Genomic DNA, 15,668 nt, shown 5'->3' with positions numbered 1-15,668 from the left:
TCAGACCTCGGCGCCGAGCTGCACGTTCTCGAGGATCGCGAGGGCATCGGGCACCAGCACGGCGCCCGAGTAGTAGGCGCTGACCAGGTAGGAGATGATCGCCTTGTCGTCGATGCCCATGAAACGCACGTTCAGTCCGGGCTCGTACTCGTCGGGAATCCCGGTCTGGCGCAGGCCGATCACGCCCTGGGCCGCTTCACCGGTGCGCATCAGCATGATCGAGGTGGTGCGGCTGGCCGAGGTGCCGATCTTGTTGCACGGCAGGATCGGTATGCCGCGCCACGACGGCACCCGATGCCCGTTCAGCTCGGTGCTCGTCGGGTAGATGCCGCGGCGGCTGCACTCGGCACCGAAGGCGGCGATGGCCTTCGGATTGGCCAGGAAGAACGTGGGTTCCTTCCAGACCAGGGCCAGCAATTCGTCCAGGTCGTCCGGTGTCGGCGGACCGCTGCGGGTGCTGATCCGCTGACGTGGTGCTGCGTTGTGCAGCAGACCGAAGTCGCGGTTGTTGACCATCTCGTCTTCCTGGCGTTCGCGCAGGGCCTCGATGGTCAGCCGCAACTGCTGTTCGATCTGGTCCATCGGCTTGTTGTAGAGGTCGGCGACTCGGCTGTGGACCCGCAGCACGGTCTGCGCGATGCTCAACTCGTATTCGCGCGGCGACAGGTCGTAGTCGACGAAGGTGCCCTGCAACTGCGGCTCGCCGTCGTGACCGGAGGCGAGTTCGATCGAACTCTCGCCGTAGGGGTTTGCCCGCTCATCGGCGACGGCATCGTCGAGCTGGGCCACCCGCACGTGCTCGCGCAATCCTTCGATCCGTGCGCTGACCTCGGCCAAGGCGCGGGAAGTGAGGACCAGGCAGGTGCACGCGGTGACGGCTTTGACGGTGAAGTCCCACGGCTGCGCATCGGCGCCGAGGATCCGTTCGCCGATGAACCGGCCGTCGGTCATGATCTCGAGAACGGTCGACTCGTCGTAGGCGCCGGTGCCGAGTTTGTCGGCCTTGCCGTGGGCGAGCACCACCAGTTCTTCGGCCGGCTGACCGGCTTCGGCGATGATGTCGCCGGGCGCGTACTGCCGTTCGACGAAGGAGTCCGCAATCGCCTGCAGGGCAGCGTCATCGGAGTACTGACGCAGATAGCGCAGTTCACGCAGATCGGGCGCGAGAACCCGGGCCTGGCCCGCGGTGTCGTAGCAGGTGATCAAGCCGTCGCCGACCGTGTAGGTGAGGCGACGGTTGACGCGGTACACACCACCGTCTGCCTGCACCCAGGGCAGCAGTTTCAGCAGCCACCGAGAGGTGATGCCTTGCATCTGCGGCACGGATTTGGTGGTGGTTGCCAGGTTTCGCGCGGCCACAGTGCTGAGGCTCAGCTGGGCGGCGGCAATGGTTCCAGAGAAAGGTTCAGCCAGTTCAGTCATGAGTTCTTCCTGCTTCTAGAGACATGGGAGAAACGAGATGACACACCACGGAGGAACGAACGAAACAGTTATCCACCGGCTATCGATAGCGGCAAAGCAACTGTAGCGGAAAGCATGCGATGTTCGGAAGCGATTGATCTGAATTCTGTTGTGCATTAATAGAATTCAAAGCCATGGACTGATTCTCGGCATGCGGCAACCCAGGTCGGAGCAGCCATCGCGACACTGCCACGAGGATGCTATGTAGTTGCTGCTACTGCTCACGAACGTCGCAATGCCGCCCTGGCCGCACCCGCACTTCCCATAATCAGCACCAGCGCGGTCAGCGCCCAGCGCCGCTGTTCGACGGCCACCGGCTGGGCAACCACCGCCTCCGGTTCCCGCTCGGGGGGCGAAAGAAACCTCATCGGCGTGGAGACCGGGACGGGTGGGCTTGGCGCCTGTTGCGCGGGTGACGGAAGCGGCGGCGCGGGACTGACCGACACGGTCGGCGGTGGCGCCGGAGGTGGTTCCGGGACTGGTGACGGTTCGGGTGCAGCCGGCACTATCGGCTGCGGGGCCGAGGGCAATGGCATCGGTACGGGCAGCGGCGCGGGAGCAGGCAACGGAAAGGGCGGGGGCGCCGGAACAGGCAGCGGGAGCGGAGGCCGGGGCGCCGGAATACGCACGTCCGGTCCATCGAACGGGCGGGCTGGAGCCGGCAACTCCAGACCCCCGCGGGGCGGTACCCGCTCCGGAGCAACCGGCACCTCGTACGAGCGTTCGGGAACGGGTATCTCCAGCCCGCCGTACGGGGGAACGACCGGCTTCTCGAATGCCCTTCTCGGCGTAGTTGTCTCCGGTCGATCGGGCCGTTCACCCTGACCGGGGAGCAGGGGCTCCGCGAACGGTCGCCGGGTGTCAGGGACCTCCGGTTCCTCGAACCGAGGCACCGATCGAGGAACCCCGTTCGGCATCGGCTGCCCGGTCGTGGCGCCGGGCGGCACGCGAGGGGTATCCACGGGTTCCGCCGGGGTGGTGGTGAGCGGCCCGGCACGCGGCGTGCTCCGGGGTAGGACGACACTCGGCGGCTCGACCGACGGGGACATCGGAGTCGCACCGGCCGACCCTGGCGCGAACAGGCCCATCCCCGACAGCAGGGCAGCCCAGATCCCCGTCCGCACAGTCCTTTTCACCTCAGTTGCGCCAGTACGGCGTCGAAGGCCGTCGGTGCGACCGCAGCGGCCCGGCCGTAGGGGTTCTGTAGCTCGAAGATGGTGAAGATCATGAACGTGACCACCGCCGCGAAACTGGCCACCACGACGACATGAATGCGCGCGCTGGTGCCGGAGAACAGCAGTGACAAACCCACCGACAGGATCGCGCCGAGCGCCAGCGCCAGCCACATCATCGGCGACAACGCGCTACCCGCGGCTTCGATCCTGGCCTGCCTGGCCTCGTAGACCTCCCACAGCCGATCGGCCGCCGCGATCTGGCGCGACCGTTGCCATTCGTCGGCGGCGGGGGTAGCGGCAATGGCGGTGCGTACTTTCGACAGCTGGTTCCACGCCTTGTCGTCGACATCTTCGCCGGAGGTCATGGCGGGCCACTCGACCTCGATCACCTGGCCGGTGTAGGCATGAACGGCCCTGGTGACCGTGCTGCGGGCAGGTTCGGACAACGCGTCGCCCGCCCACTGCAGGGCGAGCAATCGGTCCGCTTCGTCGGACGCGGCCTTCGCCGCGCTCGCGTTGGTATCGAGCACGCCGATGAGCAAGAACGACGCCAGCACCACCTGCAGTCCGCCGACGAGGGTGAAGACCTGTCCCACCGACTCGTTGGTGGCCTCGCCGTCGCGGCCCTTGCCGCGCCTACGCAGCAAGTAGGCGGCGCTCCCGGCCAGTCCGGCGGCCACGATTACCCACAGCAGTGCTTCCCAGAGCATGTCTCGGTAGTCCTTCGTCGTCGAGGTGGGCGATGATGCGCGCCGGAAATCACTGAAGATTTGCGTGGACCACCTCCGAGGAAGGGAGGACACGATGGGGAATCCTGCGACCGACAACCACGGAATAGCAAGGGGGCCAACGGTGTCGAGAGTAGGCCGTGGACACGAGTGCCGCAATGACCAAGCAAACCATCGACGAGCTCCCGCACCGACCGCCGGGTGACCGAAATCGGCAGGCGGGACCCTCCTTCTGGGCAGTCGACCGCGCGGCTCTCGCAGACCGTCCTGGCACGACATCCCGGCGAACCTGGCACGGAATGCGAGTGTCGTCCACGCATCGACGCCGAGATCGGCCCGACCGCATCGGGTCACCGAATTACGCTGTTATCCTTGGTCTTTCGAGAGCGATTCCAGATTGTCGACAGGTGCAGGCAACCGGTGACGGATCCGCGTCCTACCCCGTTTCCGGCGACCGCGCACCCCTGCGCGGAGGTGGGATATGCACAGCGAGGCGGACGCGCACGGGATCGAGGCCGGACGACAGACCGAGCCCGGCGGGCAGCGCTCGGTTCGGACGACGATCGATCCGAGGCCCTCGACACGAAAGAAGTCCGTTTTGTTCGGATTGGGGCAATCGACGAGCGAATTGATTCGACCGGAGACAATCTGCCCGCTGGAACGTCCTGGCCCCGCCGATGACCAGGGCGTGACCCTGCGTGGATCGCGCGATCTACAGCGGGTGGGGTTCGGCTGCGACCTGCGTGCCCGGGAAGACTTCGCTGCCACACTGTGGACCGCGAGCACCGGGTCGGTGTTGGTCGCCCGGCTGCGGTCCTCGGACATCACCGCCGAGCGCGGTATCGGTGACGACGACGACCACTACAGCCAGTACCTGCAACTGGGTGTGGTGCTGGCCGGACGAGCCACGCTCGAGCAACGGGGCCATCGATCGACCGCGGTCGCCGGGGAGGCTTTCGCGCTGTGCCTCGACAGCCCGTTCCGCTCGACTCTCGCCCGATGCGAAACCCCGGCCACCGACGTGCTGTACCTCTACCTCCCAGTGGATTCGCTGACCGCCTGGGGTCTGAACGCCGCCGCGGCGGGCGGCTGGTCGTGGCCGCTGTCGCGGGCGGCAGTGTCCGCCCTGATGGTTGCTCGCGATATATCTTGTGGCGCAACGATTCCCGGTAGCTTGCGAATAGTCGCGCGCATCGACGAGATCCTGTTCCGGGCAGCGGTGGTCGCTCTGCTGGAACGGGATCTCACGGATGCGACCAAGGAACTCACGGCCGAGGGTGTGCTGCGCCGCCGCGCGGCCGACTTCATCGACCGAAATTTCGCCGACCCAGCCGTGAACCCGGATGCGGTCGCGGTTCGGTTGCACGTGAGCAGGCGAACCCTGTTCCGGGCGTTCGAACTCCAGGGTATGTCCGTCGGGCGGCTCATCCGCACCCGCAGACTGGCTGCCGCGGCGAGCGCGCTCAGTGACGACACCCGCGGGCTCCGCGATATCGCCGACAGCTGCGGTTTCCGCACGGTCGACCAGCTTTCGCGAGCCTTCCGCGCCAAGTACGGGGTAACCCCCGCCGCCTACCGCACCGCACGGCGCAGGGATGCCATGGCGGGGTGGTGACGTTTCGCGGCCGAGGTGATCAAGGGCTCGGCGGCGAAGCGACGCCGAGCACCTCCCGTCCGATCTCGCCGGCCAGCACCTCGGTCGAGTACGCCATGAGTTGTCCTGCCTCGGCGTCGCGCAGGTGTCGCTGGATCGGCGACCCGCGCAGATAACCCGACGCTCCACCCACGCGCACACCCAACTGCGCGACATCCACGGCCACCTTGTTCGCCAGATACTTCGCCCGCGACAGAGTGGCGAAAAAGGCGGGGCTCGCGCTGTCGGCTTCGCGCAGACCCTGGTCGTAGAGGGCGTGCGCGGCGGCGAGCCGGATCTGCACGTCGGCGACCTCGTGCTGCACCCACTGTTGATGGGCCAGCGGATTGCCGAGGATCATTCGTGAGCCCGCGTGCGCCACCAACGCGGCAAGCGCGGCGTCGGCGATACCGAGGGAGATGGCAGGCAATCCGGCCGGGATCACCGCGAAATCGCCCGGTCCCGGTGCGCGACCGCGATATTCGGTGCGCAACACGGTGTTGTCGAAGGCCAACAGCTGACTGCGGGTCGCTCGCAAACCGAGGGTGTCCCAGATCGGGATGATCGATACGGACTCGTCCGGTATCACCCCGAAGAACGTCGGCACCCCCGAGACCAGCGCGTTCACCAGCAAGTAGTCCGCGATCTCACTACCGGAGACGAACCGTTTCGCACCGGAGAGCGACCAGCCGCCCACCGCGGGTTCGGCCACCTGCTGCGGCTGCAGAAAGCGGTTCCCGCTGCCAGGTTCGGACAACGCGTTGGCGAACCGTTTACCCGCGAGGAACTCCTCGGCGAAGAACGACCCGGCCGAATCGCCGGTCAACTCCGCCAACGCGACACCCGCACCAGCGTGCATCACCCAGATCGTCGCGATGGACGGATCGGCCTTCGCCAGTATCCGGACCACTGTCCCGAACGACTGATAGCTCAATCCGAGCCCACCCAGCCGGCGAGGCAGCACCGCCCGATCGACCTGAGCATCATGCAGCGCGGTCAGCTCCTCGACCGGAATCTCGGCCCGCTCGTCGTAGCCGGCCGCGTCGGCGGCGAATCCCACCGCCAGTTCGGCCACCCGATCCAGGATCTCCCGTTCGCCCGACTCAGGCGACGATCCGAACTGCGCGCTGACCACGAATTGTCCTCCGCTCGAAAGGGTTTCGACCAGGATACGCAGCGCGCCGCGCTACGCCACGAGATCGGGATTTCGGTCGGCGGATGGCACGGCGGCAAGCTCTGCCTGTTTGAGAATCGATTGGCGAGGCATTACCGGGACAAGAGGCTCGTAGAAGGAGAACTTGTGACTTCCGGAATTCTGGTAGCTGTCATTGTCATCGTGGTCGTACTCGCCGGTGCGGCTTTTCTGGTCCAGCCGTACCTACGCCGGAGGCGTCTGCGAGGCCGCTTCGGGTCCGAATACGACCGGGCCCTCGAACAGACCGACGATCGCCGCGCCGCCGAACGCGAACTGGTGGAACGCGAGCGCAGGCACCACTCGCTCGAGCTGCGTGAACTGACCCCCGAGCGCAAGCAGGAGTTCACCGCGGCCTGGACGAACGTGCAGGAGCGCTTCGTCGACAAGCCCGCCGACGCTGTCAGCGAGGCCGACCAGCTCGTCACGACCGTGATGGCCGAACGTGGCTATCCCACCGAAGGTTTCGACCAGCAGGCCGCCGACCTCTCCGTCGAGCATGCCGCGACCCTCGGCCACTACCGCGACGCCCACGCCATCGCGATCAAGCACGCGGACGGAAAGGCAAGCACCGAAGACCTTCGGACCGCCCTCGTGCATTACCGCGCGCTGTTCCTCGATCTGACGAACGGCCACACCACGCACAAGAAGGACACAGTGTCATGAGCACCGAACACAACCGCACCAAGACCGATGCGCGCACCGACGATGTCGAGCACGCCCCTCTCGGCGAACGTGATCGCCTCACAGCAGGCAAGCCTGTCGATCACCAGGTGATCGACGCCGAGGTCATCGATCCGGATTCCGGACGGGATCCGAAGGCCTCCGGCACCGTGGACAAGACGCGGCCGGATCACCGCAGCGACACGACCACCGCCGGACAGGGCGTCGACGGCAAGCACGCGCCCGTCGCGGCCCGCACCTCAGGCCAGACCGACGCGGATCTCACCGGTGCCCGGCCCGAGGCCGACACCGAGCGCGACGCGATCGTCGCCGAGCAGCCCGGCCACAAGAGCGACTCCGTTCACGCGGGGCAGGAGCCGGTGGTACGGCAGAAGAGCCCTGCTGCCGATGCGGAGGACAACATCGTCCCGCTGTTCGACGAAAAGTCCCTGGAACACCTGCGCGATCGCTGGCGCGATCTGCAGGGCTCCTTCGTCGACGATCCCCGTGATGCGGTATCCCAGGCCGACAATCTGGTCGCCGAACTGATCCACGAACTGACCAGCACCTACGCCGAACGCCAGAAGATCATCGCGGACCGGTGGTCGGAGAGCCCGGACACCGAGTCGTTGCGGCGCGCCCTGCGCAGCTACCGCGCGTTCTTCGACCAGCTTCTGACTCCCACCTCCTGACCTCGGTAATTGCCACAGAACCGTACGAGCGCTCGATACACCGCAGCGCTCGTACGGTTCTGTTGTCTTCTGCCTGGAACTGCTCCGGATTGACCTCCCCCAACGTGGGTACGCGCGCCGTATGGAACTCCTCGTGATCGTCGCGCTGGTCGTGCTCGTCGCGGTCGTCCTGCTGAGAGGCAAGAGCAGCAAGAAGCCGCCGGACCGTCCGTCGTCAAGGGAAAACGACCCGGAATAGGGCGCGTGATGGGCCGCGCCCGTGGACAGCCGTGATCCGCGGCGAGCCCGCACTGTGCGAGGTCAGCGATCGAAAGCCGGTTCGGAGTCGCGGGACCGGGTAAGCGCCGATGTACCAGCGAGGATGACCGAGCCGAGGAGACGATCCACAATATGGTTCAGGTGACGCGCACGATCAAGGCCCCGGTGGACGAGGTGTTCGCTGTGCTGGCCGACGGATGGTCCTATGCGAGTTGGGTCGTCGGGGCCTCCCATATCCGCGGAGTGGACGACGCGTGGCCGGCCGCGGGAGCTCGCATTCATCACAGTGTCGGGCCGTGGCCGGGCACGATCGAGGACACGACCGCGGTCCGCTCTGTCGATTCGCCGTACAGCATCGAACTCGATGCCAGGCTGTGGCCATTCGGCGGCGCAATTGTCCGGCTGGAGCTGCGCGACCTCGGCCCCACCTCGTGTGAGGTCGTGATGACCGAGCGAGCCGTTAGCGGACCGAGTCGATTCATTCCGCACGCGGCTCAGGCGCTGCTACTCGCGCCACGTAATCGTGAGTCGTTGTCACGGCTAGCCGATCTCGCCGAGGGCGGGTACGTGGACGCGAGGGCCGATAGTCGAGACGGGTGAAGCGCACTTTTCACCACAGCGCCCATTCCCCCTGAATTCCCATGAGCCGAGTTAGAGTTGCACCGCGCGGCATTTCCCCTCCTGAGCAAAACGCCGATCGGAGAATCATGGGACACCGGACGAGTATCGCAGTGTTGGTCGCGACCGCGGGTTTGTTCATCGCCACGGGCTGTGGGACGTCGTCGGACTCCGGCGGCAGCGCCACGAGCACGCCGGTCCCCTCGCAGGCCGAGCCCGCGTACGCCGCCACTCTCCGGCCGGTGATCACCCAGCTGATGAAAGACAATGTCATTCCAGGCGCCGTCGTGGTCGTCAAATCGCCGACGAAGGGGAACTGGACCGAGACGTTCGGTACCCGCGTCATCGGGGCCGACGACCCCATGTCGGCGGACGACTACTTCCGCATCGCCAGCAACACCAAGACCATGACGTCGACGGTGATCCTCCAGTTGGTGCAGGAGGGCAAGCTCGCGCTCGATGACACCATCGACAAATATTGGCCGGGTGTGCCGAACGGCGATCGCATCACCATCGCTCAGCTCTCCGAAATGCGAAGCGGGCTCTACAGTTACACGTTCGACCCGCAATTCAACGCCTTGCTCGACAGTGACCCGAACAAGGTGTGGACGCCGGAGGAATTGCTCGCGATCGCCTTCTCGCACCCCGTCAATTTCGCGCCGGGTGAGAAATTCGATTACAGCAATACCAACATCATCCTGCTCGGCCTCGTCATCGAGAAGATCACGAATATGTCGGCCGCCGAGAATTTCCAGAAGCGGATCTTCGAGCCGCTGGGCCTGAAGCACACCTCGTTGCCCGCGGCGGCGGACCACTCGATCCCCGATCCGCACCCGCAGGGTTACGCGTTCGGCACCAATGTCTCCACCATCGACACCTACGCCCTGCCGCCCGAGGAACAGGCAGCCGCGCTGGCGGGCACGCTGCAACCCAGCAACGCGACCGACGAGAGCCCGTCGTGGACCTGGACCGCGGGCGCCGCGATATCGACAGTCGATGATGTGGCCACGTATGTACGGGCACTCGTCGAGGGCGACCTCCTGGATGAACAGATGCAGCGGGTTCGCATGGACAGCATCCAGCCGATCGATCCCGCCGCTCCCGATGTCGCCGGATACGGTCTGGGAATCGTCCGATTCGGTCTGCATCTGTTCGGGCACGACGGTCAGATGCCCGGGTTCATGACCTTCATGGGCCACGACCCCGCCTCGGACCTCACGATCGTGGTCGCCACGAACCTGGCGACGGTGCCATCGGGCGAGGGGTCGGCGCTGGTGCTGGTCAAGGCCATGCTGCCGACCTTCTACGGCCCCGAGGCGGTGCCGGGCAACCCGGCCGCACCGAGCACCGGCGCGACGACCTCACCCACCAGCCCTGCCGGACCGACCACTACGGGCCGCTGACGTTACGCTGCGTACGAACAGAAGTTACTTGCTGTTCTCCTATTCGCGAGGCACGTCGACAGCGGGCGCGGCGAGCATCGACAGGGGTAACCCCTCAATGCGAACCGGCCTCAGATTCGTCGAACACAGGACAACTCGCAAGAGGGCTTGATAAGTTACTATCCATTCTAGATCCACGCACAACGGCCGACCCGGTCGTCGACCGCACGATCGGGGTCCGTGGACTCTCGGCGCAGAAGGATGCCGCGGACGGCCTCTATCGACGCAGGCGATCGATGGCCGATGCCGTGTGGGTTGCGACCCGAAGGAGCCACGATGCCGATCGAACTGGACTGCTCGTCGATGCGGTCGCCGTTGCCTGATACGGCAAGCCTCGCAGGCCAGCTCGTCAGCCACTTCATCGACAATGTAGCCACGCGCGATACCCAATTGGGCGACGCGATCCACGGTGACATCGCCACGGTGACGAAGAAGTGTCTGGAGATCGGCGACGGTGTCATCGCCGGCCACAACGTATCCGACCAGCTGGACTGGTTCTCGGCTGCCGCAGCGGGCTGGGCCCGCGAAGCCGTGCCGATCGACACCATCTTGCATTCGTTCTACGAGTCGCTGCGAGCGAGCGTTGACCTGATCTGCACTTCCGACGCGGCCTACGATCGCGACGCACTGATCGACAGACTCCGCACGACCATGGCGATTTCGAACCTGATGTCCACCACGATGATCAATGCCTACCTCCGCGAGTACCGCGGGGTGGTGAGCGAACACCTCACCGCGACGCGCGCATTGACCGCCGCCCTCCTCGCCGGCCGAGCCACGACCAGCATGGCCCGCGACTGCGGCGTCAGCGTCGCCGAAACCTATGCGGTGATGGCAGTGTCGATCCCCCGAGACCCCGACGATCAAGACCCGCAGATCGACGACGACATCGTCGCACGACGAAAGCTCCGCAGAATCCACACCGCACTCGCAGAGCAATCCGACGACGCTCTCGCCATGCTGTCGGTCGACGGCGGGACCATCCTGATTCCCGGTGCCGATACCGACGACACCCGACTCGACATCCTGATCGGAGCGCTCTCCCGCGCCGCCAGGGTCGACATCACGGCGACCCTGATAACGACCACAACCGGCCAGATCCCGGACACCGCACAGCTCGCTCATGACCTTCTCGACATCATCGAGCGGCTCGGCTACGCCCCGCGCCTCTATCGATTCGAAGACCTGGCGCTCGAATACCAGCTCACGCGGCCCGGCCCCGGCCTGACCAAGCTCGGCGAGCTACTCGCACCGTTGGACAACCATCCCGATCTCTATCAGACGCTGCAGATGCTCATCGCCAATGACATGAACCGTCAACGCACCGCCCGGCTCCTCCACATCCATACGAACACCATCATCTACCGACTGCACCGAATCGCGAGCTTGACCGGGCTCGACGCGATGCATGCTTCAGGTCTGTGGCAGCTGAAGTCCGCGGTGATCGCCCGCGCATTCGACCTGGCACGGTCATCACACCAGCGGCCGACCGAGGGCACGGCGGCGGCGCATGTCCGCCAGGTACGACTCGAACGGATACAGCCGCCAGCGTTCGGGAAGCACTGACAGCACGCGACCGAGGGTGCGCATCGTGACCTCGAACAAGCGCTGGCGCCGATCGCTCCACGGCAGGGCGAGCTCGTCGCGAAACTGCTGCGGCAGAAAGCCGGTCGTGAAGAACCGATTAATCCGCCGGAACAGGAGTTGTTCCCACCGACGATAGGGGCTGAGATCGACCACTTGCCCCAGCAGATAGGCCCGCACTTCGTCGTCCATGGAGATCGCGCTCAGCTTCGCGTCCCAGTACTCTCCGAAGGCGTCACGGTTCGGCGGCCAGAGTCGCGCGGGCATTTGCAGCGTGGTCCCGAATCTGGCGGAGTCCAGGTACAGCTCGTCGGCGAATTCTTCGTCCACCTCGCCGAACAGATACGTCAGAGAGTCGACCGTACCCCGGTAGATACAGGCCGCTACCCACAGTTGCAGCTCCGGATCGAAAGCGTTGTACCGCACCGGACTATCGGGACCCGAGCGCACTTGACGGTGCGCCGTGTCGGTGGCGGCACGGAACGCGGCGCGGTCTTCGTCCGTACCGAGCATTGCCACAGCCAAGTACGTCAGGGTCGTTCGCCCACGCTTGCGTGGTCGCAGGTCGAAACGGCCGCTGGTCACCGTGCTCTCCACGACGCCGCGACCGACCGGTGCCGAGCTCAGCTGCATGATCACGTTGGCCGGGCCGCCGAGCAGCGCCGCGGGACCGACCAGGTAGCGCCGACGGTCGCCGGACGATTCCGACGGGTCCGCGGCCCGGGACTGACGATTCATATCCACTCCAGAGTCGATGATAGAGATTTACATACACACTCTCATCGCATGCCTCCTGCGGCAACAACAATCGGGCACGCTGCGCCATCCACAAGGTGCACAGCGCCCAGCTTGTAAGTTACTAAGAATTTTGCCACTATCCTCCACCGGATCACTTCGATCCTCACACTCGCGCCGTGAATACAAGCGGAGGCCGGCGCACGACAAGGGGGCTGAATAATACGCTGGCCAGTCAGTTTACGGTCAACCAGCACCGATGTCGCTCGCGCGAGCAGCAGCACACAGCAGGTTCGGCAAAAACATCGACCGTACCAATAAATCTTGCTAAGTTACTACTGATTCTGAGGTTCGACCAGCTGAGACACGGGATAGTTTCATCACACGCCGGGCCTGCGCATACTCAATGAGGAGTAACTTCATGGACGGCCTGAATAGACGTAATGCGTTGAAAACCGGCGGAATCCTGGGCGCGATCGGCGCGCTGTCGATCGTGACGCCCGTGCGAGCCGAGCCGTGGACCTGGTCACCACAGGGGTCGGTGGCCGGGGGCGGGTCCGGTGTCGACCCGATGACCGTGTGGGATCCCGAAGCCGACGAGCTCGTCGCCGGACTGATCGATCGCGGGGAAGTGCCACGGGTCAACGAACTGCTACGGACCTGGACCAGAAACGGCCAAGCGTTGCCGGGCGGTTTACCTACAGAGCTGCGCGAATTCATGGAGTACGCCCGCCAACTTCCGCAATGGACCGATCTGGGCGCGCTGGGGACCGCGATCGAGTTCAACAAGAAGCGCGGACTGTATCTCGGGGTCCTCTACGGGTTCGCCAGCGGCATGATGAGCACCGTCATCCCGAAGGAAGCTCGGGCGGTCTACTACTCCAAGGGCGGTCACGACCTCAAAGACCGTATTACCAAGACCGCGAAACTCGGTTACGACATCGGTAGCGCGAATGCCTATGCCGCCGACGGGGAAATGATCGTCACCTGCGTCAAGACCCGCCTCGTCCATGCCTCGGTGCGCCACCTGCTGCCGCAGTCACCGCACTGGGTGCACTCGGCCACCGAAGATATTCCGATCAGCCAGAACGACATCATGGTCACCTGGCACAGCCTGCCCACCACCGTCATGAAGCACCTGACCTCCTGGAACGTGCCGATCCCGGCGCACGAATCGGCGGCGTTCCTGCATTCCTGGCAGGTGGCCGCGCATCTGCTGGGTGTCCGCGACGAGTACATCCCCAAGACGTGGCCCGACGCGAATTCCCAAGCGGCACAAATCCTCGACCCCATCATCGAGGCAACGCCGGAAGGGGCGAAGCTCGCCGATCGACTGCTGGGGTTGGGCGCCAATATCGACTTCGCGCTACTGAGCAAGCCGATCCTCGGCGCGTTCACCCGCTTCCTGCTCGGCGATGCCATCGCCGACGGACTCGGGATTCCGAGGGAACCGGTCTGGGACCCGCTACTGCGGTTCAGTTGGGGTCCGTTCATCGCCGTTCGCGAGGGTCTGCTGACTGCGATCCCGCCCCTGGGCGACCCCTACTGGCTCCTCGACGAATTCCTGCGCAAGGCCGCCCTGGTCTACCTGGCCGAACTGCGGATGCCGATCAGCATCGAAATTCCGACGATGAACCGCGACATGAACCAACCCCACCGCTGAACCACGGCAGGCGCTGCAATGACGTTCTACCCGCTACCGTCCGAAACCCCGGAGCCATGCACGGCCTCGTCGATCTACGAGCAGGTCGGCGGCTACGAAGCCTTACAGGCTGTCGTCGAAGCGTTCTACACGCGAGTACTCGCCGACGAGGCGCTCGGCCCATTCTTCACCGGCACCAACATGACTCGCATGAAAGGTCGCCAGGTCGAGTTCTTCTCCGCCGCCCTCGGCGGTCCGGACCCCTACATCGGCGCTGCGATGAAGCAGGTACACCGAGGCCGCGGCATCACGAAGGCGCACTTCGACCTCGTCGCAGGGCACCTCGCCGATGCGATGACTGTCGCCGGAGTCCCGCAGGAGTTGCTCGCCGAGATCCTTGCCGCGGTGTCACCGCTAGCCGATGACATCTGCTCGGGCCCGTGACCCATCCACCGCTCCCCCACCCACTGAAACCAAGGACCACATGATGCGTACCACCATGAATATCGCCGCTGTCACTTTCGCGGCAGCGGCGCTCGTCGGCACCGCTACCGCTGTCGCCGAAGGGCAAACCGGCTCGGCGGCAGTCGATTACGGCTCGGCGGGAGTGCAGTCGGCCGGCACCTTCCTCGAGCGCGGCGACATCATCGGGTTGATAGTCCTGCTCGGTCTCACCCCGATCCACATGCTGACCGGCGGCATCTGCGACCTGGCCACGTTCTCGGCCCTTCCGGATCCCTGCTCCCCTACCCGCTACTGACCCGACCCGGCGACCGAAGTACTACAACTGGTGTGCTGTCCACCGTTCGCATGGCTCATGCGGCCAGTCGCTTGGTCGAGCGACGAAACGCCCAGACGACAACCACCAGGGCCAGCGCCAGCAGTGGGGTTCCCATGATGATCTTGGCGGTGGCCAGCCGACCGGTGGCTTCGATGTCGTAGAGCCAGTCCTGGACGAAGTAGCGTGCCGTGAACATCGCGGTGAGAGCGAGGGTGGCGAGATCGTGACCACGCAGTGACGGGCGGTCGTGTCGCCAGTCGAACTTGTTGCCGTGCAATAGGTTCCACAGCAACCCGGTCAGCGGCCGACGCGCCAGCAGCGAGACGAATGTGACGATGGCACCGGCCAGACTGGCCCAGATGCCGACCAGGAAGAACCCGCCTGCCGAGCCGGTCCACGCGGCGACCCCACCCGCGACGACGACCCCGGCGAGCCCGCCGCTCGCCTGTACCACCGGCTCGCCGCGAGCGATCCTGAGCCACATGATGCCGAGGGCGATCGCGATGGCTGACCCGATGGCAATCGGTAGTGCCACCAGCGCGTTCGCCACCACGAAGGCAAAGACCGGGATGGCCGTGTAGATCATGCCTGTCCTACCGCCGAGTTGGTCGATCAGGCTCTGCGTCGGATCGGTCGTCGATACGCGCGGGGCTGCGGTCTCGTCGACGCTGTCGCGTGTGCGGTGGGGTTCGGGCTGAAACATGGTGATCTCCGAGCTGTTGTGCGAGAAAGGTGTTGTGCGAGGCACAGTTCCAACGTTCGTCGCTGCGGAGGCCGGAAAACAGTGCGCGTTAACACCGTTCCGAGTGACAACGCCACGGATGCGGCATGACATCTGTCACGACATACTGTTCGCCGACGCGCCGATCTGCCCGGGACTCTCGCGATACTCGGGGATTGATCGATTCGGTGTTCTCGTGATGATGATGTATCGAGTTCCCGCTCAATTGGTTCCGCTTTGTCTCGAGGTCAACCTGATGCCGATCCACAGCGCAAACGTCCCCAACAGGATCGTGCGACGGAGACACGAGCGGGCATGAGTATCGGCACCCTGTACCGGTATT

General features: G+C 65.2%; 15 protein-coding genes. 9 read left to right on the top strand and 6 right to left on the bottom strand.

The window, feature by feature from the left end:
- The 3 genes from IBJ82_RS19320 to IBJ82_RS19310 form a co-directional block, all read right to left on the bottom strand.
- Entirely contained in the window at positions 1 to 1,422 is a 1,422-nt protein-coding gene (locus IBJ82_RS19320; protein WP_194827356.1) for a family 2B encapsulin nanocompartment shell protein, read from the bottom strand.
- A 260-nt stretch (positions 1,423 to 1,682) separates the two neighbouring features.
- A complete protein-coding gene (locus tag IBJ82_RS19315) occupies positions 1,683 to 1,829 on the bottom strand; it encodes a hypothetical protein (protein ID WP_194827355.1) in 147 nt (48 codons plus the stop codon).
- A 764-nt stretch (positions 1,830 to 2,593) separates the two neighbouring features.
- Positions 2,594 to 3,346 (bottom strand): DUF4239 domain-containing protein, encoded by a 753-nt coding sequence (locus tag IBJ82_RS19310; RefSeq protein WP_194827354.1) that lies wholly within the window; start codon positions 3,344 to 3,346, stop codon positions 2,594 to 2,596.
- Positions 3,347 to 3,845: 499 nt separating this feature from the next.
- On the opposite strand from IBJ82_RS19310, the gene IBJ82_RS19305 reads away from it, so the two are divergent.
- Positions 3,846 to 4,979 carry an AraC family transcriptional regulator gene (locus IBJ82_RS19305; protein WP_194827353.1) on the top strand — a complete coding sequence of 378 codons (1,134 nt, stop codon included), beginning with the start codon at positions 3,846 to 3,848 and terminating at the stop codon, positions 4,977 to 4,979.
- Positions 4,980 to 4,998: 19 nt separating this feature from the next.
- Here IBJ82_RS19305 and IBJ82_RS19300 read toward each other — a convergent pair whose 3' ends face one another.
- The gene (locus tag IBJ82_RS19300; RefSeq protein ID WP_194827352.1) at positions 4,999 to 6,132 is read right to left on the bottom strand and encodes an acyl-CoA dehydrogenase family protein; all 1,134 of its coding nucleotides are present in this window, start codon (positions 6,130 to 6,132) and stop codon (positions 4,999 to 5,001) included.
- 165 nt (positions 6,133 to 6,297) lie between these two features.
- Between IBJ82_RS19300 and IBJ82_RS19295 the strand changes: the two genes are divergently transcribed.
- The 5 genes from IBJ82_RS19295 to IBJ82_RS19275 all read left to right on the top strand — a co-directional run bounded on the left by IBJ82_RS19295 (position 6,298) and on the right by IBJ82_RS19275 (position 11,428).
- Positions 6,298 to 6,855 (top strand): hypothetical protein, encoded by a 558-nt coding sequence (locus tag IBJ82_RS19295; protein WP_194827351.1) that lies wholly within the window; start codon positions 6,298 to 6,300, stop codon positions 6,853 to 6,855.
- Positions 6,852 to 7,544 (top strand): hypothetical protein, encoded by a 693-nt coding sequence (locus IBJ82_RS19290; RefSeq protein WP_194827350.1) that lies wholly within the window; start codon positions 6,852 to 6,854, stop codon positions 7,542 to 7,544. The genes IBJ82_RS19295 and IBJ82_RS19290 overlap by 4 nt, the downstream gene beginning before the upstream one ends.
- A 390-nt stretch (positions 7,545 to 7,934) precedes the next feature.
- Positions 7,935 to 8,402, top strand: coding sequence for an SRPBCC family protein (locus IBJ82_RS19285; RefSeq protein WP_194827349.1), 468 nt, complete (start codon positions 7,935 to 7,937; stop codon positions 8,400 to 8,402).
- 131 nt (positions 8,403 to 8,533) lie between these two features.
- A complete protein-coding gene (locus IBJ82_RS19280) occupies positions 8,534 to 9,823 on the top strand; it encodes a serine hydrolase domain-containing protein (RefSeq protein WP_370585382.1) in 1,290 nt (429 codons plus the stop codon).
- A gap of 315 nt (positions 9,824 to 10,138) precedes the next feature.
- Positions 10,139 to 11,428, top strand: coding sequence for a CdaR family transcriptional regulator (locus IBJ82_RS19275; RefSeq protein WP_228537411.1), 1,290 nt, complete (start codon positions 10,139 to 10,141; stop codon positions 11,426 to 11,428).
- Here IBJ82_RS19275 and IBJ82_RS19270 read toward each other — a convergent pair.
- Positions 11,336 to 12,184, bottom strand: coding sequence for an oxygenase MpaB family protein (locus tag IBJ82_RS19270; RefSeq protein ID WP_194827347.1), 849 nt, complete (start codon positions 12,182 to 12,184; stop codon positions 11,336 to 11,338). The two genes, IBJ82_RS19275 and IBJ82_RS19270, sit on opposite strands and share 93 nt — an antisense overlap.
- 418 nt (positions 12,185 to 12,602) lie before the next feature.
- On the opposite strand from IBJ82_RS19270, the gene IBJ82_RS19265 reads away from it, so the two are divergent.
- The 3 genes from IBJ82_RS19265 to IBJ82_RS19255 are packed head-to-tail and all read left to right on the top strand — an operon-like array spanning position 12,603 to position 14,583.
- Positions 12,603 to 13,844: an oxygenase MpaB family protein gene (locus IBJ82_RS19265; protein ID WP_194827346.1), complete on the top strand. Its 1,242-nt coding sequence runs from the start codon at positions 12,603 to 12,605 to the stop codon at positions 13,842 to 13,844.
- An 18-nt stretch (positions 13,845 to 13,862) separates the two neighbouring features.
- Positions 13,863 to 14,267, top strand: coding sequence for a group 1 truncated hemoglobin (locus tag IBJ82_RS19260; protein ID WP_194827345.1), 405 nt, complete (start codon positions 13,863 to 13,865; stop codon positions 14,265 to 14,267).
- A gap of 43 nt (positions 14,268 to 14,310) precedes the next feature.
- Positions 14,311 to 14,583, top strand: a complete 273-nt coding sequence (locus IBJ82_RS19255; RefSeq protein ID WP_194827344.1) for a hypothetical protein — start codon at positions 14,311 to 14,313, stop codon at positions 14,581 to 14,583.
- Positions 14,584 to 14,638: 55 nt separating this feature from the next.
- On the opposite strand, the gene IBJ82_RS19250 is transcribed toward IBJ82_RS19255, so the two are convergent.
- A complete protein-coding gene (locus IBJ82_RS19250; protein WP_194827343.1) occupies positions 14,639 to 15,307 on the bottom strand; it encodes a DUF3159 domain-containing protein in 669 nt (222 codons plus the stop codon).
- Between the last annotated feature and the right edge of the window lie 361 nt (positions 15,308 to 15,668).

Origin of the sequence: Nocardia sp. XZ_19_231, assembly GCF_015355705.1 — a bacterium.
Taxonomy (GTDB): Bacteria; Actinomycetota; Actinomycetes; order Mycobacteriales; family Mycobacteriaceae; genus Nocardia; species Nocardia salmonicida.
This window is presented reverse-complemented; position numbering and strand designations above follow the sequence as displayed.